This is a genomic window from Pedobacter heparinus DSM 2366 (genome assembly GCF_000023825.1).
GTDB lineage: Bacteria > Bacteroidota > Bacteroidia > Sphingobacteriales > Sphingobacteriaceae > Pedobacter > Pedobacter heparinus.
This window is the reverse complement of the sequence record NC_013061.1, coordinates 1,159,855-1,182,003: the sequence shown is the minus strand read 5'-3', so window position 1 is coordinate 1,182,003 and position 22,149 is coordinate 1,159,855. Positions and strand designations below refer to the sequence as shown.

Below are 22,149 nucleotides of genomic sequence, written 5' to 3'. Positions count from 1 at the left end.
AATATAGCAATAAAGTGTTGACAACTAGATAATTGTTAGCAATTAAACAATAGCAAATTAACACGTTTTTAATTTTATCAACTTATTTTTAGGAAACCTGAATACGGGTTGTTTAAACTGTAACACCATAACGTATGACCTGGAAGAAATTTAGTGGCGAGATCATTCACTCGTCCATCTTGGAAGAAGTAGAAAACGCCATCATCAGAGAAAGTGACAACGGTTACCGGCTTAAAGTATGCATCGGTACAGATTCGCAGGTTAAAGGCCCTCTTACCGATTTCGCTACAGTAATTGTCTTGCTAAGAGAGCATCATGGGGGCTTCATGTATATCCATCAGGAAAAAACCGCTCAAAAAATGAGCATTAAAGAAAGAATGCTGGTTGAAGTACAGAAATCAATTGAAACTGCTTATTCGATCTGCGACCTCCTGGACCTGTACAATGTAGACCTTGAGGTGCATGCCGATATCAACACCAATCCGGTGTTTAAATCAAACAAAGCATTGAACGAGGCCATGGGTTATATTTTAAGCATGGGCTTCATCTTCAAGGCAAAACCTGAAGCTTTCGCCAGTTCAACCTGTGCTGATAAAATGGTACACTGATTACCATTTTTTATTAGGGTTAACTGGTGCAGCCTTAACTGCAGGCAGAACAACGGCCTTATTTGCCATATCCTCCTTAAAACGTAACGCTATCGCATTCACCTCTTTAGTTGTGGCTTTTATATAGGCATTCCACTCGGCTGCATTTAACTTACCCGGTTTATTTTCAAGTGGGGTTTCTACTGTGGTTGAGGGCACGAAATTTCCATAACGATCCCTTTGATAAGGGATAAAATTAAAATCCGTTAACCAAAACCGATATTTACCATCTTTTGTTTCTGCATAAAAATTGTAAAGTACCTCACCGGAAGGACGGCTTAAAACCAATGCTGTTTTATTGATGATCATTTTTCCGGAAGCCCGGATCAATGAATCTGTAGTGGCAGATCTCACTTTCAATGATTTGGCCGACTTTTTAAAAAAAGCAGCTGCCCTGCTGTTCAAAATGTCGCCCGACTGTCCCTTTGACTCCACCACTTCGTAATAGATCAGCTTCCCCCTGTCGTCATTAGCCAATGGCTTTTCCTGTCCGAAAACTAAAGCGGTAAAAAAAAATAAAATTGTCAGCATAAGAACTTTCATAACATAAAGATATAAAAAAGCCACCGGATGAATACCGGTGGCCTAAGATAAACGTAATTGAGACTAGAATGCGTAAACCGCAGCCAGCGAGAATTGTGAAGCCGACTTTGTAGGTGTAATACCATCGCTTTTAAAGAAAGACTGCGTATAATCTTTATCATTATCAAAACGAACTTCAGGAATAAAAGTTAAACCACCTGCTTTGATATTTGCAGATAATGTTCCTGAAATGATCCCTGCATCAGCAGCACCTGCAACACCTTTGAGGTTAAAATACTCGCCCCTTAAACCCAGGGAAACGGCCGGTGTAAATGCATATTGTGGGTACAAAGCCGCACCCGTATAACCACCATTATCATTAGATGCAGAATAGTCGGCCGCATTTAAACCTAATTTAAATTTGTCTGTTACCTGATAAGTCGTGGTCAGGTCAACAATGGTTCCCGATCCATAGCCGCCTGCTGAGTGATATCCGTTCAATACATTGATATAAGCTGTCCAGCCTTTAACAGGAGAAACCATTAGCTGTGCCCCTACAGAAGATACGCCATTTAGGTCCTGATAGGCATTCCAGTCATTAAACAAGCCCAGCATCAGGCTAACTTTATCAGAGAACGCATAAGTACCTTTAATACCAGCATTCTGAAAAGGGCCGGCACCAAAAAGATAAGAGGTTGAATAATTGAAATTGGCTACCGGAGATATCACTTCATAACCAATAAATGTGCCCATATAACCAGCAGTCATTGTAAACTTATCGGTAAAAGCATAGTTTACATACAGGTTCTGAATGTGAAATGACTCACCATCCCCACTAGGCAAAATTGACTGGGCCTGTCCCCGTGGTCCAAAAGACAGTTCTCCAACAAATGATGCCTTACCTGTGGTTTTTTTTAAAGCCAGATCGATCATACCTATCGAAACCGAATTCTGCTCGTTTGCAAAATAAGTTTTGATATTTGGTGCTTTTGCAAAGTCATACTTAAAATAGGTATCTACTGATCCTGAAATTTGCAAAGGTGCTTCTGCGGTCTCTTGCGCAAAAGTAGCAGAGGCCAGGCTGAGTAAGGCTAAGGTGAATACGGATTTTAATTTCATAATTTTTCGGTTTGAGGTTGAGAATTTAGATGGTTAAAAATTTTGATTAAAAGGTATTTTCGACTTCCTGACCGGCAACAATCAATGTGCCCTGAGTATATTTTTCGTTATGTTGAGAGGCATCCAGACCTTCTTCTTCTTCTTCTGAAGTAACACGGATTGGCTGCACCAGGTTAATCAGTTTGAAGATGATGAATGACATTACAAAACTAAATATGATCACAATAACGGCACCTTTAAGCTGCGTAAAGAAGAACTCAACATTGCCATAAAGCAATCCGTCCACACCTGCCGGATTTACCGTTTTGGTAGCGAACACACCAGTTAACAACATGCCCACAATACCACCTACACCATGACAAGGGAACACATCCAAAGTATCATCCAATGAGGTTTTTTGCTTCCATGAAACAACCAGGTTAGAGATTACCGCAGCAATTACACCAATGAAAATACTGGAAGGAATACTCACAAAGCCGGCACCAGGTGTAATGGCTACCAAACCAACAACAGCACCAATACAGAAGCCCAATACCGAAGGTTTTTTACCTCTGGAAACATCAAAGAACATCCAGGATAAACCAGCAGCACCAGCAGCGATATTTGTAGTTAAGAAAGCAGAAACAGCCAAAGCATTTGCACCCAGCGCAGAGCCAGCGTTGAAACCGAACCATCCGAACCAGAGTAAACCTGTACCGATCAGTACATATGGAATATTTGCTGGTGGAACTTCTTTATGTTCCAGGTGACTTTTTCTTCTTTTTAACACCAGGGCGCCTGCTAAAGCTGCCATACCTGCAGAGATGTGTACAACTGTACCACCTGCAAAATCAAGCACACCCATTTTAAACAGCATGCCTTCCGGATGCCATGTCCAATGCGCCAGTGGAGAATACACAAACAAAGCAAACATTACAATAAACAGGATGTAAGATGTAAAACGGATACGTTCTGCTACTGCCCCTACAACCAAACCCGGAGTTATGATGGCGAACATCAACTGGAAAACAGCAAAAAGCGAGAGTGGGATTGTTCCCCATGCCGGACCTGAATTTACACCCTGAAAAAAGAGATAGGTAGAAGGGTTACCAATAAAGCCACCAATCGAATCTCCAAATGCAAGACTAAAGCCTACAACCACCCACAATACAGTAATTACTCCGGCAGCAACCACACTTTTGATCATAGTTGAAAGCACATTTTTACGATGCACCATTCCTCCGTAAAAGAAAGCAAGGCCTGGAGTCATCAAAAATACCAATGCTGCAGCAACCAATACGAATGCAACGTCAGCTGCATTGTATTTTCCCTCATCAAAATTAGGAAGTAAGGGAATAAATAGAGCAAGAATTGCAATTATTAATAAAACTGCAAAGGGGCCCCACTGTTTAAATAAAACTTTTGCCATAATGTTAGATTTTACTAGTTATAATTATTAGTTATTTGATTTTTTTTATAAAACTAGTAATAAATTCCAACAATTAGCATTTTAAATCAAACATTTTCCACGAAAACGTTGTAATATTCATTAAAAATCAATTAAAAACATAACAAAATAATAATTTCAAAGGTTATTTTTTATATATTCCTAATATTATACACCAAAACATGGTTATTTTTTGATAAAAAAATAAAAATCACATGAAAACAGATAAAAATCACAACAAATAAGAATTAAAATCGAAAAATATCAATCAAAAACAGAAAAACCATAAAAAACACCTAACATGTGTAAGGTTTCAAGAAAACAGAAGGTGAAACGAAAGTAAATGACAATATTGACCAATGCTTTGCATGGCCAGCGGGGAGAAAGGATAATGTAGGATTAGTTAATTGTTGTTAGGGCTTATATAGCAACAGGAAAATAAGCACTTCCCTGAACAACTCCTCTTTTTTCTATTTCTTTATCAATATAAGTCTGTATGGCAGACTTATTCATGCCCCAATTGGGCGCAATCAATAAATCCCAGTCGGAAATGCCAAATAACCGTTGTATGACTATGTCCGGACGCAGCAAAGGGATCAGCTTACACAACAGATCGGTATATTCTTCTAGTGAAAACAGCTTAAAGGGTTGTTTTTTATATTTAACACCCATTATTGAGCCTTCAACAATGTGAAGATGGTGGAATTTTACGAATTTAATTTGCGGAAAGCGGTTAATTTCATGAATATAACCCAACATCATTTCTTCGGTTTCCCAGGGAAAACCAAAAATGGTATGTACACAAAGATCAAGTTTAGAATTTTCAAGTAATTTAACAGCAGCTACAAATTCTCCGTGACTGCAGCCCCGGTTGATCTGGTTTAAAGTTTCATCATATATAGATTCCATACCCATTTCCAGGTCTACATCAAAACGGTCAGCATAACTTTCCAGTAAGGCCACTTTTTCAGCGTCGATGCAATCCGGCCTTGTACCAACAGAAAACCCAACCACATCTGCAGTATTTATAGAAAGCGCTTCATCGTACATCATCTTTAAATAATGTACAGGTGCATAAGTATTGGTATTTGGCTGAAAATAAACAATAAACTTATCGGCTTTATAAAAATTCTTTCCGCGCTCCATGCCTTGTTCCAGCTGTTCGCGAACGGTAGGGAGTTTACGGGAAAGTTCGGGTGTAAAAGAATCTACATTACAATAGGTACAACCACCATAGCCTTTACTGCCATCCCGATTGGGACAGGTAAAGCCACCGTCAACAATTACTTTAAATACCCGCTGTCCTTTGTATTTCTCTTTAAGGTGCGTACCGTAATTGTTATATCCTTTTATACCTAAATCTACCGGAGTTCCCAATGCTGTTCTTTTTTTTTGCAAAAGTACGGCTTTTAATTTTAAATAAACTGAAAGGGGACACCTTTTGTAACGCTTCCCCTTTCAATGTGTTGTTGAACTATTTTAATTTAGTTTTTTAAATTCAACCCTGCGGTTCTGGGCCTTGCCTTCTTCCGTGCTGTTGCTGGCAACCGGCTGTGTGGCACCGTATCCTTTTATAGAAAGGTTAGCCGCACTTACCCCTGCGTTAACCAGGTAAAGCTTTACAGAATTTGCCCTGTCTACCGACAAAGACATATTGTGTGCAGCAGAACCTTCAATAGAGGAGTGGCCATTTAAAACAAACTTTACTGCAGGATCTTTTTTCATTTCTGCTGCAATCCTATCAAGTACTTCAAAAGAAGCTGTTTTCAACACTCCAGAATTAAATTCAAACTGAACATTACTAAAATTGTAATTTGGCTTTTCTTCTACCGGGACAGGCTCTGGTTTTGGTTCCGGAGCCGGTTCAGGCTTTTTCTCTTCAACAACTGGCGCAGGCTTTTCAACAGGTACAGGTTTGGCAATAACTTTTTTTGTTTTGCAGGACTGTACCGAGATCGCAAGCAAGCCGATGACTGCCAAGAATAAACTGGTTCTTAAAAATTTCATTTGTTTTTGTGTTTGTGTCCTTAATAATAAAAAATATGTAGCGGGTTTTAAAGGAGAGACTCAATTAAAACGAACTATTTACACAAATAGTGCTGATGAATACCAAATTTATGGTTCAGGATTTATCGATCACTCCAAATGCGGTGGTTCTCCATTTGATATAACCCAATTTCGCACATTCATTTGCAACCTCTGCTTCAATATTTGCAGGTACATCATTCACAATTTTCCAGCGGATGCTGTATTTACTGTTGTAGCTAATATAAACCACTACATCTTCAAACAAAGGCTCAGCAGATTCCAGTCTTTTAAGGTGTACTTCCTGCAGCGCTCTTGCAAAACGGGTAAGTCTTTCGTTCATCACTTTTGCCAGGGGTGCAGCCGGCTTGGTATCGGGTTCTATAATTGGGAGTACAGTTACGGTCATCTGCTAAATCTCAGTAATACTACTATTTTTAGCAAAAGTAATTATTATTAAGGAAATAATTGACATCGGCAGGTCATTATGATCTCTCACAGCTCCATAAAACAAACAGAAAATAACGGCAATTATAAATCTATTCCTTTTGTCTGGTCATGTAATAAACAGGAATTCCGATCAGCATAATCAGCACACCCCAGCCACAGGTATCCGTTTTATAGATGAGCAGGGCAATACACAAAGCTGAGGCCACTACTATGTACAGAAAAGGCAGTACCGGATAACCAAAAGCCCGGTATGGGCGTTCCGCATCTGGCATCTTTCTTCTCAGAATAAAAATTCCGTAAATGGTAAGGATATAGAAGATCAGTACAATGATCACCACAAAATCAAGCAGGGCACCGTATCTTCCTGTCAGACATAAAGCCGAAGCCCATAGCCCCTGTACCCATAAAGCCCAGCCCGGTACATCAAAGCGGTTCAATTTGGCTGCTTTTTTAAAGAACAATCCGTCGGTGGCCATCGTATAATATACCCTGGCACCCGCCATAATCAATCCATTGTTACAGGCAAAAGTAGAGATCATGATCATTACAGCGATGATAATGGTACCCGCCTGTCCGAAAATATATTGTGCGGCCACTACGGCTACACGATCTGATTTGGCGGTGGTAATCACATCCAGGGGCAATACGGCCACATACATCAGGTTGGCCAGTACGTAAATGATGCTTACGATAAGCGTACCCAAAAATAAACTCAAACCCACATTACGTTGCGGATTTTTAATTTCGCCGGCGATAAAAGTAACACCGGCCCAGGCATCGGCCGAAAAAATAGAGCCTACCATGGCTGCCGCAATACCCGAAAGCAATAAACTACCGCTAATGGGTGTCCAGGTCATAGTTTCCAAACTAAAAGAGCGGGTCTCAAAAGCATTGGCCCAGTTGGCATTCCATACCTCGGCCTTAGCAGCAAGGGTAAAACCAAATACGATAAGTCCGAAAAGCGATAAAATTTTAATGATCGTTAGTACCGTTTGCAGGATCTTACTGTCCTTAACCCCACGGCTGTTCACATAAGTAAGCAATACAATAGTTACAATTGAGACCAGCTGTGCTGCACTGATACTGTAATATTGGGGCAATCCTTTATCGCCGATCCCGGTCTGGATTTGCCACAGGATGTTATTTTCACTAAAAGGTTCAAACAGATAAGCAGCAAACTTTGAGAAAGCCACCCCTACCGCAGCTATAGTACCAGTTTGTATTACGGCAAACAGACTCCATCCATACAAAAATGCAATGAGTTTATTGTACGCTTCTTTCAGGTAAACATATTGTCCGCCCGCTTTAGGGAACATTGCACTCAGCTCGCCATAACTTACTGCGGCGATAATGGTGATCAGGGCGGTAAGCACCCAGATCAATATCAGCCATCCGGCCGAACCAACCTGTCTGGTAATATCAGCACTTACTATAAATATCCCTGAACCGATCATCGATCCAACAACAAGCATTGTACCATCCAGCAGGCCAAGCTCTCTTTTAAAAGATCCGTCTTGAATTTCTTCTTTCATTTTGTGTTTTGGTTTGGTTGGTTCATCAGGGCCTTTATGGCTTAAAACTCGGATCATAGTAAGCCCTTACTTAGGCGAATATATTTAAAAATCACTGTTGTATCACATAGGCCGGCTATTATTTTTTCCAGCTCCTACCTGCAACTGCTGTTAAGTCATTCATGACTACGGTAAATTAGCGCCTCTCTTCAACCTCAGGCATACTTTGGTCGTACTTTGGTCGTACTTTGTTTGCAAAACAGGTACTTTTTACGAACAAGGTACGACCAAAGTACGATCAAGGTAATAACTAAGGCATATCCAGGTGTTAAGTGCGCTCATCTGCAAAGAAAAAGAAGCGCAGTTTAAAATTAAAACAGCCGCTAAACCGCTAAAAAAGCACTATGTCTTAAATTTTAAAAAAAGGTTTGCAATCAATTGATTAAAAATTTGTTAATTACGTTTACACAGTTATTTTTGCTGTCCCCTGATTGTGATCAAAACGCTTATATGAACCACAGCAAATCACGAAAAGGAAAACCAAACAAAAAAATAAAACGAGTTAAATAACCTAAACGAGAAGAATTACAGTATGGAGTTTTTACAAAACAATTTAATTTATCTGATCCCTGCAATGGGGCTGATTGGCATTCTTGTAATGGCAGTTAAAAGCGCCTGGGTGAACAAACAGGATGCGGGTGATAAGAACATGCAGGAGCTGGCCGGATATATAGCCGATGGCGCCATGGCTTTTTTAAAAGCTGAATGGAGGGTACTCAGCATTTTTGTGGTGTTTACTGCAGCATTGCTGGCCTATTCAGGAACCATACACGAGGTAAATGGTGTAGCCTTACATTCCAGCTGGATCATTGCTATCGCATTTATTATTGGTGCTGTATTTTCTGCAACGGCAGGATATATAGGAATGAAGGCCGCAACAAAAGCTAATGTCCGTACTACCCAGGCAGCAAGGACCAGCCTAAAGCAGGCTTTAAAAGTATCTTTTACAGGCGGTACCGTAATGGGACTTGGTGTAGCAGGTTTGGCCATACTGGGTTTGGGCGGCCTCTTTATTGTTTTTCTTAAGGTATTTAATGTAGTTGAGCCCAACAGCACAGAAATGAAAACTGCCATAGAAGTACTCACAGGATTTTCACTTGGGGCAGAATCTATTGCTCTATTTGCCCGTGTAGGTGGCGGTATTTATACCAAAGCTGCTGATGTTGGGGCCGATCTGGTAGGTAAAGTTGAAGCCGGAATTCCGGAAGATGATGTACGTAACCCTGCTACCATTGCGGATAACGTAGGTGATAACGTAGGCGATGTAGCTGGTATGGGTGCCGATCTGTTCGGCTCGTATGTAGCTACTATTCTGGCAACGATGGTGTTGGGACAGGAAATTGTGGTCGATAAATTAAATGGAATCGCAGTTGACAACCTGAACGGATTTTCACCGGTACTGCTCCCAATGGTCATCTGTGGCTTAGGCATTCTTTTTTCTATAGTAGGTACCTGGTTTGTGCGCATTAAAGGTGAAGACTCCAATGTGCAAACGGCCTTAAATTTAGGCAACTGGGGCTCAATTGTAATTACAGCCATTGCTTCTTATTTTGTAGTTACGGCCATGCTTCCTGAACATCTGCACCTGCGTGGTGTTAATTTCAGTAGTCTGGATGTATTTTATTCCATTATAGTTGGCTTAGTAGTGGGTACTTTAATGAGTATCATCACCGAATACTATACGGCAATGGGCAAAGGGCCGGTAAATTCAATTATCCAGCAGTCGGGTACCGGTCATGCCACCAATATCATCGGTGGTCTGTCTGTAGGGATGAAATCTACCGTTGCCCCTATTCTTGTTCTGGCCGGTGGTATCATTTTTTCTTATGCCTTTGCAGGTTTATATGGGGTTGCCATTGCAGCTGCCGGTATGATGGCTACCACTGCCATGCAGCTGGCTATTGATGCTTTCGGGCCAATAGCAGATAATGCTGGTGGTATAGCCGAAATGAGCCAGTTGCCACCTGAAGTACGCGAACGTACAGATAACCTGGATGCTGTGGGTAATACTACGGCTGCTACGGGTAAAGGTTTTGCCATCGCTTCTGCCGCCTTAACTTCACTGGCCTTATTCGCGGCATTTGTGGGCGTTGCAGGCATTTCGGCAATAGACATTTACAAAGCGCCTGTACTTGCCGGTTTATTTGTAGGTGCAATGATCCCTTTCATCTTTTCGGCTTTATGTATTGCAGCCGTTGGTAAAGCTGCGATGGATATGGTACAGGAAGTACGCCGTCAATTCCGCGAAATTCCGGGTATTATGGAATATAAGGCAAAACCTGAATATGAAAAATGTGTAGCCATTTCAACCAAAGCCTCTATCCGGGAAATGATGCTGCCGGGCGCAATCGCACTATTGGTACCTATTCTGGTTGGTTTTGGTTTTAAAGGAGTTTTCCCATCAGTAAGCTCAGCCGAAATACTGGGTGGCCTGCTGGCTGGCGTTACGGTTTCTGGCGTTTTAATGGGTATTTTCCAGTCTAATGCCGGCGGAGCCTGGGACAACGCCAAGAAATCATTCGAAAAAGGCGTAGAGATCAATGGTGAGATGCATTATAAAAAATCTGAACCCCATAAAGCTTCAGTAACAGGTGATACCGTTGGAGACCCTTTTAAAGATACTTCAGGCCCGTCCATGAATATTCTGATCAAACTGATGTCGATCGTCTCGCTGGTGATTGCTCCTTATATTGCAGTAACCGGTACCGGGGCCACGGTAAAGCTAACTGCACCGGTAACACCAACCGAGCTGTCCGTTAAACCGACAAACGGTTTAAAAGTTGTCCGGGTTACGCAAAATGTAACAGCTATTAAAAAAGCAGCCATTAAAAATTTCTAGTTTAGTAATAAGCTTACAAAAGGGATTCAGAAAAGAATCCCTTTTATTTTTAGATATATTTTCTTTAGGTTTGACAAGATTATGATACGGTTATGACAATCATAAAGAACAATAAAATTAAACGGCATAAAAAAAACAACTTATTAAACTAAACCACAAACTATGAATTTTAGAAAGTCGATTGACTTACTCACTAAGGAAGCAGCTGAGAGCGGTGAGGGAACACTAAAAAGAACATTAGGGCCGGTAAATCTGGTTGCCCTAGGTATTGGGGCTATTATTGGTGCGGGACTGTTCTCCATCACCGGTTCTGCCGCAGCCAACAATGCAGGCCCTGCCATCACAATTTCATTCATTATTGCTGCCCTGGGATGTGGCTTTGCAGGATTATGCTATGCAGAGTTTGCTTCCATGATACCGGTAGCCGGTAGTGCCTACACCTATTCTTATGCCACCATGGGCGAGTTTGTAGCCTGGGTAATTGGTTGGGATCTTGTGCTGGAATATGCACTGGGAGCCGCAACTGTTTCCATTAGCTGGAGCAGATATCTGGTCAAGTTTCTGGCTTATTACGATATACATCTGCCCGCACAGGTCACTATGTCGCCCTTTGAACATGCCACCCTGCTTGATGGTACCGTAGTTTCCGGTATGTTTAACCTGCCTGCAGTATTCATCATTGTAATCATGTCTTTCGTACTGATCAGGGGAACCAGTGAATCGGCATTTGTGAACGGCCTCATTGTAGCCATTAAAGTAGTGATCGTTTTCATCTTTATCTTTTTGGGTTGGAAATACATCAATGCGGATAATTATTCGCCATATTTTATTCCGGCCGACAAGCCTGGCCACGAAAGCGTGTTTACACACGGCTGGGGAGGGGTAATCCGGGCCGCAGGAATTGTATTTTTTGCTTACATAGGCTTTGATGCTGTTTCTACAGCTGCACAGGAAGCTAAAAATCCCAAGAAAGATATGCCCATCGGCATTCTGGTTTCTTTGTTTATCTGTACCATATTGTATATCCTTTTTGCACACGTAATGACAGGAGTTGCCAATTACGATATGTTTAAAGGTCAGGATGGAATTGCCCCTGTTGCTGTTGCTATTGACAATATGGGGACAAAAGATGCAGCCGGCATAGTAACACCCGCCTATCCATGGTTAAACAAACTGATCATTCTGGCCATTTTAGGTGGTTACGCCTCAGTAATCCTGGTCATGTTACTTGGACAATCGAGGGTATTTTTCTCGATGAGCAAGGATGGTCTGTTACCTAAAGTTTTCTCTAAAGTACATCATAAATATAGCACACCTGCCAAAAGCAATTTACTGTTTATGGTATTTGTAAGTTTATTTGCCGCCTTTGTGCCTGCCACTGTAGTTGGTGAAATGACCAGTATAGGTACCCTGCTGGCCTTTATTCTGGTATGCATTGGTGTAGTTATCTTAAGGAAACGTATGCCGGATTTGCCAAGGGCATTTAAAGTGCCTATGGTTCCGTTAATCCCTATATTGGGTATAGCCGTTTGTTTGGGCATGATGGTATTTTTACCGCTTGATACCTGGGTACGCTTATTGGTATGGATGATCATCGGTATTAATGTTTATCTTTTTTATGGAATGAGAAACAGCCTGCTTTCGGATAACAACCAGCTTACACTGGCTAAAAGCACCAAAACCGTTTCTTATATAGGTTTTGCATTGGCCATACTGCTGATCATCGTAGCCATTATACACCATCACATTACAGATGGGGCTGATACAGGGTTGTATTATTTCTCATTGGTTTTCGCTGCTGCACACTTAATCCTTTATGTGGTTAAGGCAGCTACTTCCGGACAGGTGAAAGCTAAACAATAAATTTATATGCTTATAAAAAAAGCGGCCTGGTACATGAGTTTCCAGGCCGCTTTTTTTATAAGCATGTTATCTTTCTCTTTCTACTCAGGTCAGTTCTTCACATAAAACGCCGTTTTCTGCAAGAATAAATTCCACAACATCTGCACAGGGAACTGAAGAAGCTATCCTAAGTAGCTTATCTTCAAATGTGAACAACCAGTTCTTTTTTCCAAACAACAGATTAAAAATTGGTTTTACAGCTATCAGGTCTATCCTGCTTTGTACTGACGTTTTAAAGATAACCATGTTCATTGCTTTTTAAATTATAGCATAAAGATGGGTCATAAAACCTACACCGGAAAGCAGAAAATGGCAGGCCGCGTTAAAGATTCGGTGAACTACAAAAAAACGCCGGTAAACAAATCCTTAGTAATCTTTATTCTGAGCCATCTTACTGGTCAGGTTTGCATCAATCACATTTTGTGGAATGGGCAGTAAAAGATCCCTGGCCTGAACTACCGGCCCGGCAATCTTATTGTAAAGCTTTACCCTTTCCAGCCATTTTCCGGTCCGCAGCAAAGTATATCGTCTTTCTTCTTCTGAAAAAAGCTCTCTTGACCGCTCATCCAGAATAAAATCAAGAGTTACCTGGCTTGCATTAACCTGTGCTGCATGGGCCCTGGTCCTCAATGCATTAATTGCATCTTTTGCCAGATCTGTTGCACCTAACTTCAGATAAGCTTCTGCAAGTATCAGGAAGGTTTCGGCAGACCTGACCATCATCTGATCGTTATACTGGCGATCTACAGTTACATCCTGTGGGCTTACGTAATCCCATTTTCTCGTGCTTGGCCAATTCGGATTGGTGACTTTCTCGTTAGAGGTTCTATCCAACTGGATGACATCACCAAGATTTTTCCCGACAGGTATGCCTGCAGGGTTATTAATGGCATACGAAAACCGCCAGGCATAATCAGAGCCCCTATCGTCATTGGCATCATACAAAGTAAGTGCAAATTTTGTTGGCGACAAGCGTCCAATGCCACGACCTCCATAATCGGCACTTACGGCAAAGGGGTTCTTTGATTTGCCATCGGTACCACTCACTGCAATAGAATAATACCGGTTAACCCAATACCTGCGCATGATATTATTTCCTTCTCCTCCAGCTACATTCAATTCGTTCTGTAAAACCCAAAGGGCCTCTGTATTTCCTGCTGAACGATTGGCGTTTCCATCAACAAAAAGATCCGTGAATGCTGTACCTGGTTTAGCTGCATTTACACCAAAACGCGTGGTAACCAGTTTATAGTTGGGATTTGTAGTTACTTTTAAAGCATAATCCCTGGCCTTATCATTTTTACCTTCTGCAAGATATAGTTCTGCCAGGTAATGCTGCACAGCCCCCTTTAACACCTTTCCGGGATTGGCAGCAGAAAGTTCCGGAAGAAACTGCTCTGCAAATAACCAGTCTGCTTCTATAGCTGCCCTAACCTCTGCTACCGGAGTTCTTTGCCAGTCAGTCCGGATGTTTGTACCAGAAGATTCTTCCAGTGTTAACGGAACATCTCCCCATAAATAAATGAGGTGCCGGTAAGCCCAGCCTCTGAAAAACCTGGCTTCGGCAAGCACCTGGTTTTTCTCTGTTTCGGTTAGGCTGTTCGGCTGTCCGGCCCTGTTGATAATGGTATTTGCAGCATTGATCGTTTCGTACAACCAGGACCACACATAACGGTAATGAATGACCGAGGCATTATTATTGGCACCCCAGCTGTTAAATACCTTTTCATAGGTGTCTTCATAATTTCCATAGGCATTGTCGACACCTATAAACGCTGGTTCAAGCATTAAATTGGTCGAACCGCCATACGTACTGCCAGACCTTGAACGACGGGCTTCATCGTACAGGCCATTTAATCCTGCATCAAATCCGGCTTTATCTTTATATAAGTTATCTGCCAGTAATATATTTGGAGAGGACTCATTGAGTGTATCTTTTGAGCAGCTTGAAATAAGTGAAATGGTTAATGCGAGCTGCAATGTTATGGTTAGTGCTTTCATAATAAAATCTATAATGCTATAAGCCAATATTTAAACCCAGTATAAATTCTTTTTGTAGCGGAATGGCATCCTGGGTATTCAATTCTGGGTCCAGGCCGGTCCATTTGGTTATCGTAAACAGGTTCCGCATATTAAGATACACCTTAAACCTGCCCAGCTTAAGTCTCTCCAGCATCCTGGCAGAAAGGTTATAGGACAATGAAATGTCTTTAACCCTCAAATAGCTGTCGCTTTGAAAAATGGGAACACCATATATGTTCGCGTTAACGTCGTTTGCATAATATTCGTTGGTAGGGTTGTCGGGCGTCCACCAGTTTTTACGCATGGTGTTATACCGTACACCAGAATTTACATTGTCTGCCAAAAAAGTATTTCTCCTGTTTGTACCCACTACCCCCTGTGCAAATACATAGAGTGAAAAGTTCTTATAGGTAAAATTATTACCCATTCCCCAGCTGAAATCTGGCTGCCGGCTTCCAATAATGGTCTTATCCCTTGCATCAATCTTACCGTCATTATTGTAATCCACTACTTTGGCATACCCGGCCTTGGTATTGGGCTGGGGCGACTTGCTAAAGTCTTCCCCTACCTGCCAGACTCCCCCGTAAATATAATCGAAGTTCACATCAATCGGCTTGCCAAGAAACCAGGTATTTAAAGTGTCATTTTTGCCATTGCCGTATAGTTCTTCTATTTTATTCCGGTTAAGCGAAATATTGGCAGTAGTGGTCCAGCTAAAATCTGCAGACTTAATGTTGATGCTGTTAAGGCCTAGTTCAATCCCTCTGTTAGCTGTTTTCCCAATATTTTGGGTAATGGTATCCACACCATGCACAGGAGAGATTTGCCGCTTTAGCAGCAGGTCATGTGTTTTAGATAGGTAAGCATCAATTGAGCCTGTTAACCGGCCTTTGAACAAGCCAAAATCAATACCCGCATTAAGGCTATTGGTTGTTTCCCATCCAAGATCCGGATTGGCCAGACTGGTAGGAATATAACCTGGTGCTGTTGCAGATCCATTTACATAAGATCTTTCTGATAATTTTGCCAGTGTACGATAAGTACCTACAGCCTGGTTTCCGTTGCTGCCGTAAGAAAGTCTGAATTTGAGATTGGAGATGGTCTCTACATTCCTGAGAAATTGTTCTTCTGATAAATTCCAGCCAAGCGCTACTGAAGGGAAAAATCCATATTTTTTGTTGGCCCCAAAACCCGAAAAACCATCCCTGCGACCGGTTAGCGTTAAAAGGTATTTGTTATTGAAAGTGTAATTGATACGGCCCATCTGAGATACCAGTGTTTGCTTTGAATAAGAGGCACCAGGTGTTTTAGAGAGGGCAACATTAGCCTGGTAATAGGTTAACACATCATTAGGAAAACCAGTTGCGTCTAAGCTATTGCCCTTTATGTTGTCATATTGATAGCTGTATAAGCCGGTGAAGCTAATGGAATGTTTGCCAAAAGTATTGTTGTAATTTAATATATTTTCTATGAGCAGGTTTCTCTGCAGCGTTTGCCCAAGACTCAGGTTGCCGTTATCTTTCAAACCTGTCCGTGTATTTCTGCCATAATAAGTACGCTGATCACGATTGGTGTATTCAACGCCTGTATTTAACCGATAAGAAAGCCCTTTTACAAAAGGCAATTGTACATTCAGGTAATTGGTGCTGACTACCTTATAGGTTTCATCATCATTACTTGCCAATGTTGTTGCCAGGGGGTTGGCAAAGAAAACATCATCCGGCCATGGATAAACCGTAAGGTTTCCGCTGGCATCATATGCAGTGGTAAGCGGGTTAAAGCGGTATGCACCATAGTCTCCTGTAAAGGAAGCCGCCAACCCACTTCTATTGTTGTAAGACAATTGGGTATTGGTGCCATAGGTAAGCCACTTGGTTACATTCATTTCCAGGTTTACCCGGGTAGACATTCTTTTAAAATCGTCATTTAGGGCAATACCCTTAACACCTAAATAGGTGGCAGAAACGTAATACTTCGAATTTTCACCTCCTCCGCTCACACCAAGTGTATGCTGGGTACGACTACCCATCCTGGTTGCCAGATCAACCCAGTCGGGGAAAACTTTTGAATCGTATACAGCCTGCTCTGAGGTTGTAATGGCAGTATTAGGTTCACGTGTACGTTTAAAAGCATAAAATTCTTCAGGGCTCAGCATATCCGGCAGGTTGGCAAAAGACTGCAGTCCGTAAAAGCCATCATAGGAAATAACGGCTTTACCTTTACTCCCCTTTTTTGTGGTGATCAGAATAACACCATTAGATCCTCTGGAACCATATATGGCTGATGCTGAAGCATCCTTTAAAATATCAATAGACTCGATATCAGGAGGGTTAATGTCAGATATGCTGCCATTATAGGGAATACCATCCAATATAATAAGCGGATCATTGGTGGCCGTAATGGAATTCTTACCTCTGATCACTATGGAATTATTGTTACCCTCAGCACCACCACTGTTCTGATCAACACTTACGCCTGGCAGGGCACCTTGCAGGGCCTGGGCAAAATTAGTATTAGGCAGTTGGTCAAGTCTGCTCTTATCTACTGAGGCAACGGCCCCGGTCACATCTTTGCGTTTTTGTGTACCATAGCCCACAACCACCAGTTCGTCAAGCTCGTTTGTGCCTGACGAGAGCGCTACGTTTAGTACGCTGCCCGCTGCCGTGTTCACATTTACCTCTTTAGTTCCATAACCGATAAAACTAAATATAAGAACATCATTTGCCCCCGCACTAATCTGATAGTCACCGTTAGGGTCTGTAGCGGCACGTTTAGTGGTTCCTTTTACCGCCACAGTTACACCGGGCAATACACCCTTATCTTTTTGATCCGTTACTTTCCCACGCACTAGCTTTTCCTGCGAAAAAGCAGGTACAACAGCAGCAATACAAAACAACAAGACAAGCGCAATCCAGTTTCTGAAGATTAGTTTCATACAGTTAAAAAATAAAATTTGGTTAGCTTTAACTCCTACTAAGTTACCTATAGTTATAGCGCATAAACAGGGCAATTGGTTCATATGTACCGGCGGTTTGTAGCAGCATACAACCTGTTTTGAATAAAAAATCACCTTCTTAGAAGAGCCCTGCTAGCTTTGCGCTTTTTCAGCGCAATTATACAGACTCCGAAAAGAATGGTTATTTTTTCCGTACTTTGTATACTAAATCAATCCTGTTATGGAATTTAACTTCAGTCAAATCCTGTCAACATCGATGGTCTTGTTTGCCATCATTGATATCCTGGGTGCCATTCCTATTGTGATAGAACTCAGAAAGAAGGCCGGACATATCCAGTCAGAGAAAGCCACACTTGTTGCTACAGTATTGATGATCATTTTTTTATTTGCAGGTGAAACCTTATTAAAGGTAATTGGATTGGATGTTGCCTCTTTTGCTATAGCAGGTTCTATGGTAATCTTTTTTATTGCCATGGAGATGGTATTGGGGCTTACTATATTTAAAGAAGGTGATGCACCTGAAACGGTATCTATTGTACCACTTGCCTTTCCTTTGATTGCAGGGGCAGGCACCATGACTACCCTGTTGTCTTTAAAAACAGAGTATGCAACTCAAAACATTGTAGTGGGGATCCTCATCAATATGATGTTTGTTTACTTTGTATTAAAAAATACAGAGCGGTTGGAAAGGTTATTTGGTAAATCAGGTTTAAACGTACTTAGAAAAGCATTTGGAATTATCTTGCTGGCCATTGCCATTAAACTGTTCCGGAACAATACAGGTTTATAACATTCATTACTGTTTGATCAAACGGGCAACGAACATGGTATCAGCCTTAGCTGCATAACCTTTAATTACCTGCATTTTTTCCAGTTTTAAAGGTAAGTTTTCTAACAGGAAAGCTACTACATCCTCATTTTCTTCTTTAAATACCGAACAGGTGATATAGATCAGGGGTTTGCCCTCCTTCAGATATTTGACCACATTAGCTGCTATTTTTTTTTGCAGCCCCGAAAAATAACTGATCTTATGGTCTTCAAAATAATATAACATTTCGGGAGTTCTTCCCCAGGTTCCCGATCCGGAACAAGGTGCATCCAACAGGATGCCATCAAACTCATAATGATGAAGGTCCTGTTCGTTATTTTGCAGCAGATCCAATACTTTTTTCTGATATTTTTTTAAACCCGCCTGCTGAAAACGCTCATCAAGGTTATGTAAACTGCTTTCCCTTACATCACTCACCAGCAACTCAACCTTTGGCTCCAGATCATATAACAATAACGATTTACCACCAGATGCCGCACAACAGTCCCACCATTTATCCCAGGCTTGCGGTTTAAAGAAACTGCCTGTTTGCTGTGAAGAAAGATCCTGTACCTGGTACTGTTTATGCGCTGCTAAAACGGAATCTAATTTTGTTCCGTTGGGCAATGCCAGTGTAGTTTCACTTATTTTTTCAAAATCGATCTCCTCCAGCCTCAGTGTAGCAGCAACTTTCTCTATATAACCGGTATCAACCCTGATAAACAGGTCCGGCTGTATAAAAAAGGAGGGCACAAAATCCTGCTGATCGATACCTGCAGATAGCTTATGATGAAAACTAAAAACATCATCCAATTCAAATGAAGGGTATTGTTGTTTGATCAGTGCTAATTTTTCGGGAAGAGAAAGCACTACCTGATCCTTTAAACCTGGCAAATAAGTATCGATCACCAGACTTGAGGTATGGCTACATAGAAAGTCGGCCACGGCCAGACGAAGGGTATACTCTTCTTTGATCAAAGCTTTCCCAAGTCTGAAAAAATTATACAGATAACGGCTTGCCCATCGCCTGTCTGACGAACCCATCTGCTTGTTCCGTTTAAAATAAGCAAACAAAAAACGATGCAGCGGCAATACGCCATCATAACTTTTAAAGATCTGTTCAAATGCCCTTAACTGGTGTTCTACCCTCATTCAACAATATTTAAAGCAAAGTTTTTATATTTAAGCAGCATTAAACTGGTGTTAATGTACCCCAATGTATTGTTGTGCATAAAACGAAAAGAATTGTGCAGACCTTTATATCTTTCTTTGGTCAGGTATTTTAAATAATCAACACCATAGCTGGAAAGTAACTTACCAAAATAAAAACCAATGTCAAAGCCTTTAAACGAATACTCTCCAGGCTCAAAATTGAATGAGGCCCGGTACTTTCTGATGAAGGTGTTGACTTCAGGTCTGGTATAGTCAATTTTATATGAAGAGGAAATGATGGTATTTAAAGCTTGCAGCTGCTCGGTATTGTAGTTCTGTTTGATCCAGTCCGGATGCCCGAAAACCGAGATATTTAACCCTGTCTTCCTGATTTTCATCAATTTATCCAGTGTGGGCACAACAAATTTCCTGTCGGATGAACTGACAATAATTACGTATTGTTTTCCTTTTACAATTTTTGGCTCCATGGTAAAAACAGAAGCATATTCCTGAAAGCTGAACTTATTCCTTTCAGTAAAATAGGCTCTTAAAGGTTTGGCCATTACTTCATCACTGGAACCCTTTGGATTGATCAGTACAACTACGGTATTTGCCGGATTATAATTTTTGCTGATGTAACTCCCAATTTTCGCTGCATGCTGATCAACATTGTTTACAATTGAGATGAGGTTGGGGTTTGTAAATTCGTCCGGATGGGCTGCCGATAATGGATTTACTACCGGAATATTCCTGGAAATGGAATAATTGGTAATGTATTTTAATCCTTCCGGAAAAACAGGCCCTACAATCAGGTTGCTGCCCATTAGCCCTCCATTGTCAATCAGTGCCCCTATCTGGGCATTGTTGTCCTGCGTATCGTATACTTTCAGCTTAAAATTCTGACCTGATGCAGCGGCAGAGTCTATACCCAACTTAAAACCCTGATAAAAATCGATGGCCATGGCAGCCCTCTCTACCTCGGCTTTTGTGGCAGTTTTTAACCGGATCTCATTTAATCTGAAGGGGGCAAGCAACGAAATACTGGCCTGCTCAAATTTTGCAGCGGGCTTTTCTGTTTTCGGCACTTCTTTTGGAACTTCCGGCTGCTTACTTTCAGTTCTTATTTTTGGCGAGCAGGCCGATAAAAAAAGAACTGAAAGTATCAGGATCCAATATTTATTCCCACTCAATAGTAGCTGGTGGTTTTGAGCTAATGTCATATACAACGCGGTTAATTCCTTTTACTTTGTTAATTATTTCATTAGAAATTTTTGCGAGTACGTTATAAGGCAGATGACACCAGTCGGCAGTCATGCCATCAACAGATTCAACAGCACGAAGGGCTATTGCATTTTCGTAAGTACGCTCATCTCCCATTACCCCTACCGATTGAACCGGCAGGAAAATGGCTCCGGCCTGCCATACCTTATCGTATAAACCTGCTTCTTTTAAGTTATTGATATAAATGGCATCTGCTTCCTGAAGAATGGCTACTTTTTCAGCAGTAACCTCGCCCAGTATCCTTATCGCTAATCCAGGTCCCGGAAAAGGGTGACGTCCGATGATAAAGTGCTCCAGTCCCAAAGAAGTCCCCACCCTTCTCACCTCGTCCTTAAACAAAGTATTCAGGGGCTCCACAACTTTAAGTTTCATGAAATCGGGCAAACCACCTACGTTATGGTGCGATTTAATGGTAGCTGAAGGTCCTTTTACAGAAACGGATTCTATGATATCAGGATATATGGTACCCTGTGCCAGCCACTTCACATCCTGTACCTGGTGCGCTTCATCATCAAACACTTCAATAAACACCCTTCCAATGGCTTTACGTTTCAACTCAGGATCAGAAACTCCGGCAAGCTGGCTCAAGAAACGATCTTTTGCATCTACACCTTTGATGTTCAAACCAAGGTGTTTATATTGTTCCAGTACGGCAGCATACTCATCTTTTCTTAACAAGCCATTGTCTACAAATATACAGTGCAGGTTTTTACCTATGGCCTTATGCAATAAGATAGCAGCTACACTCGAGTCTACCCCTCCTGAAAGGGCCAGTACCACTTTATCATTGCCCAGTTTTTCTTTTAAATCAGCAATGGTGGTTTCTACAAAAGCATCGGGCGTCCACTCCTGCTTACATCCGCAAATGCCGACAAGAAAATTCTCCAGCAATTGTCTACCATCGGTGCTATGTGTAACCTCAGGGTGAAACTGTATGGCATAAGTTTGTGTGTCTTTAACCTGGTAAGCTGCAACTTTTACACTATCTGTACTGGCTATCAGTTCAAAGTTTGCAGGTACTTTCGTAATGGTATCGCCATGTGACATCCATACCTGCGAACCTGCAGTAATATTTTTAAATAATTTATTGCCTTCGGCAACGAAATTCAGGTGGGCCCTGCCATATTCACGTGTAGAAGAGGCTTGTACTTCACCGCCTGCATGTTGTGCGATGTATTGTGCACCATAACAAACCGCCAGCATAGGATGTTTGTCAAATTTGTTAAGATCTACCTGTGGGGCGTCTTTCTGACGGACAGAATATGGGCTACCTGACAGGATGATACCTTTAACGTCTGAACCGATTTCAGGAATGTTGTTAAATGGGTGAATTTCACAATAAACGTTTAACTCACGCACCCTACGGGCAATTAACTGTGTATATTGGGAACCAAAATCGAGAATTATGATTTTTTCTAGCATGGCCAAA

The 22,149-nt window shown here is 41.5% G+C and carries 17 protein-coding genes; 4 read left to right on the top strand and 13 right to left on the bottom strand.

The features are described 5' to 3' along the window. Window positions 1–134 precede the first annotated feature (134 nt). The gene (locus PHEP_RS05055; RefSeq protein ID WP_012781174.1) at window positions 135–608 is read left to right on the top strand and encodes a ribonuclease H-like YkuK family protein; all 474 of its coding nucleotides are present in this window, start codon (window positions 135–137) and stop codon (window positions 606–608) included. Here the strand turns inward: PHEP_RS05055 and PHEP_RS05050 are convergent, their stop codons facing one another. From PHEP_RS05050 to PHEP_RS05020, 7 genes are all read right to left on the bottom strand, one after another. Then, on the bottom strand, window positions 609–1,178 hold the full coding sequence (locus tag PHEP_RS05050) for a DUF4468 domain-containing protein (RefSeq protein WP_012781173.1): 570 nt from the start codon (window positions 1,176–1,178) through the stop codon (window positions 609–611). 75 nt (window positions 1,179–1,253) lie between these two features. After that, window positions 1,254–2,288, bottom strand: a complete 1,035-nt coding sequence (locus tag PHEP_RS05045; RefSeq protein WP_012781172.1) for a porin — start codon at window positions 2,286–2,288, stop codon at window positions 1,254–1,256. Between the two features lie 46 nt (window positions 2,289–2,334). After that, entirely contained in the window at window positions 2,335–3,696 is a 1,362-nt protein-coding gene (locus PHEP_RS05040; RefSeq protein ID WP_012781171.1) for an ammonium transporter, read from the bottom strand. Window positions 3,697–4,134: 438 nt separating this feature from the next. Continuing rightward, window positions 4,135–5,091 carry a tRNA modification radical SAM protein MnmL/YtqA gene (mnmL, locus tag PHEP_RS05035; protein ID WP_036675189.1) on the bottom strand — a complete coding sequence of 319 codons (957 nt, stop codon included), beginning with the start codon at window positions 5,089–5,091 and terminating at the stop codon, window positions 4,135–4,137. A 102-nt stretch (window positions 5,092–5,193) separates the two neighbouring features. Continuing rightward, on the bottom strand, window positions 5,194–5,721 hold the full coding sequence (locus tag PHEP_RS05030; RefSeq protein WP_012781169.1) for an OmpA family protein: 528 nt from the start codon (window positions 5,719–5,721) through the stop codon (window positions 5,194–5,196). Between the two features lie 115 nt (window positions 5,722–5,836). Beyond that, window positions 5,837–6,148 carry a hypothetical protein gene (locus PHEP_RS05025; protein ID WP_012781168.1) on the bottom strand — a complete coding sequence of 104 codons (312 nt, stop codon included), beginning with the start codon at window positions 6,146–6,148 and terminating at the stop codon, window positions 5,837–5,839. Window positions 6,149–6,278: 130 nt separating this feature from the next. Beyond that, window positions 6,279–7,721, bottom strand: coding sequence for an APC family permease (locus PHEP_RS05020; protein ID WP_036675541.1), 1,443 nt, complete (start codon window positions 7,719–7,721; stop codon window positions 6,279–6,281). A gap of 571 nt (window positions 7,722–8,292) precedes the next feature. Between PHEP_RS05020 and PHEP_RS05015 the strand changes: the two genes are divergently transcribed. After that, on the top strand, window positions 8,293–10,599 hold the full coding sequence (locus PHEP_RS05015; RefSeq protein WP_012781166.1) for a sodium-translocating pyrophosphatase: 2,307 nt from the start codon (window positions 8,293–8,295) through the stop codon (window positions 10,597–10,599). A 162-nt stretch (window positions 10,600–10,761) separates the two neighbouring features. Next, the gene (locus tag PHEP_RS05010) at window positions 10,762–12,462 is read left to right on the top strand and encodes an amino acid permease (protein ID WP_012781165.1); all 1,701 of its coding nucleotides are present in this window, start codon (window positions 10,762–10,764) and stop codon (window positions 12,460–12,462) included. Between the two features lie 84 nt (window positions 12,463–12,546). Here the strand turns inward: PHEP_RS05010 and PHEP_RS05005 are convergent, their stop codons facing one another. From PHEP_RS05005 to PHEP_RS04995, 3 genes are all read right to left on the bottom strand, one after another. After that, entirely contained in the window at window positions 12,547–12,753 is a 207-nt protein-coding gene (locus PHEP_RS05005; RefSeq protein WP_012781164.1) for a hypothetical protein, read from the bottom strand. Between the two features lie 114 nt (window positions 12,754–12,867). Beyond that, window positions 12,868–14,502, bottom strand: coding sequence for a RagB/SusD family nutrient uptake outer membrane protein (locus tag PHEP_RS05000; RefSeq protein WP_012781163.1), 1,635 nt, complete (start codon window positions 14,500–14,502; stop codon window positions 12,868–12,870). Between the two features lie 16 nt (window positions 14,503–14,518). Further along, window positions 14,519–17,458: a SusC/RagA family TonB-linked outer membrane protein gene (locus tag PHEP_RS04995; protein ID WP_012781162.1), complete on the bottom strand. Its 2,940-nt coding sequence runs from the start codon at window positions 17,456–17,458 to the stop codon at window positions 14,519–14,521. A 241-nt stretch (window positions 17,459–17,699) separates the two neighbouring features. Here PHEP_RS04995 and PHEP_RS04990 point away from each other — a divergent pair, with 241 nt between their 5' ends. Further along, on the top strand, window positions 17,700–18,269 hold the full coding sequence (locus tag PHEP_RS04990) for a MarC family protein (RefSeq protein ID WP_012781161.1): 570 nt from the start codon (window positions 17,700–17,702) through the stop codon (window positions 18,267–18,269). Between the two features lie 6 nt (window positions 18,270–18,275). Here PHEP_RS04990 and PHEP_RS04985 read toward each other — a convergent pair whose 3' ends face one another. The 3 genes from PHEP_RS04985 to guaA are packed head-to-tail and all read right to left on the bottom strand — an operon-like array spanning window position 18,276 to window position 22,142. Next, window positions 18,276–19,439, bottom strand: a complete 1,164-nt coding sequence (locus PHEP_RS04985) for an RsmB/NOP family class I SAM-dependent RNA methyltransferase (RefSeq protein ID WP_012781160.1) — start codon at window positions 19,437–19,439, stop codon at window positions 18,276–18,278. After that, window positions 19,436–20,659, bottom strand: coding sequence for an ABC transporter substrate-binding protein (locus tag PHEP_RS04980; protein WP_012781159.1), 1,224 nt, complete (start codon window positions 20,657–20,659; stop codon window positions 19,436–19,438). The genes PHEP_RS04985 and PHEP_RS04980 overlap by 4 nt, the downstream gene beginning before the upstream one ends. After that, window positions 20,616–22,142: a glutamine-hydrolyzing GMP synthase gene (guaA, locus tag PHEP_RS04975; protein ID WP_012781158.1), complete on the bottom strand. Its 1,527-nt coding sequence runs from the start codon at window positions 22,140–22,142 to the stop codon at window positions 20,616–20,618. The genes PHEP_RS04980 and guaA overlap by 44 nt, the downstream gene beginning before the upstream one ends. Window positions 22,143–22,149: the final 7 nt, after the last annotated feature.

Bases quoted from the DNA above. Each gene is read 5' to 3' on its own strand.
- PHEP_RS05055 (WP_012781174.1), top strand. From the start codon at position 135: ATGACCTGGAAGAAATTTAGTGGCGAGATCATTCACTCGTCCATCTTG.
- PHEP_RS05050 (WP_012781173.1), bottom strand. From the start codon at position 1,178: ATGCTGACAATTTTATTTTTTTTTACCGCTTTAGTTTTCGGACAGGAA.
- PHEP_RS05045 (WP_012781172.1), bottom strand. From the start codon at position 2,288: ATGAAATTAAAATCCGTATTCACCTTAGCCTTACTCAGCCTGGCCTCT.
- PHEP_RS05040 (WP_012781171.1), bottom strand. From the start codon at position 3,696: ATGGCAAAAGTTTTATTTAAACAGTGGGGCCCCTTTGCAGTTTTATTA.
- PHEP_RS05030 (WP_012781169.1), bottom strand. From the start codon at position 5,721: ATGAAATTTTTAAGAACCAGTTTATTCTTGGCAGTCATCGGCTTGCTT.
- PHEP_RS05025 (WP_012781168.1), bottom strand. From the start codon at position 6,148: ATGACCGTAACTGTACTCCCAATTATAGAACCCGATACCAAGCCGGCT.
- PHEP_RS05020 (WP_036675541.1), bottom strand. From the start codon at position 7,721: ATGAAAGAAGAAATTCAAGACGGATCTTTTAAAAGAGAGCTTGGCCTG.
- PHEP_RS05015 (WP_012781166.1), top strand. From the start codon at position 8,293: ATGGAGTTTTTACAAAACAATTTAATTTATCTGATCCCTGCAATGGGG.
- PHEP_RS05010 (WP_012781165.1), top strand. From the start codon at position 10,762: ATGAATTTTAGAAAGTCGATTGACTTACTCACTAAGGAAGCAGCTGAG.
- PHEP_RS05005 (WP_012781164.1), bottom strand. From the start codon at position 12,753: ATGAACATGGTTATCTTTAAAACGTCAGTACAAAGCAGGATAGACCTG.
- PHEP_RS05000 (WP_012781163.1), bottom strand. From the start codon at position 14,502: ATGAAAGCACTAACCATAACATTGCAGCTCGCATTAACCATTTCACTT.
- PHEP_RS04995 (WP_012781162.1), bottom strand. From the start codon at position 17,458: ATGAAACTAATCTTCAGAAACTGGATTGCGCTTGTCTTGTTGTTTTGT.
- PHEP_RS04990 (WP_012781161.1), top strand. From the start codon at position 17,700: ATGGAATTTAACTTCAGTCAAATCCTGTCAACATCGATGGTCTTGTTT.
- PHEP_RS04985 (WP_012781160.1), bottom strand. From the start codon at position 19,439: ATGAGGGTAGAACACCAGTTAAGGGCATTTGAACAGATCTTTAAAAGT.
- PHEP_RS04980 (WP_012781159.1), bottom strand. From the start codon at position 20,659: ATGACATTAGCTCAAAACCACCAGCTACTATTGAGTGGGAATAAATAT.
- guaA (WP_012781158.1), bottom strand. From the start codon at position 22,142: ATGCTAGAAAAAATCATAATTCTCGATTTTGGTTCCCAATATACACAG.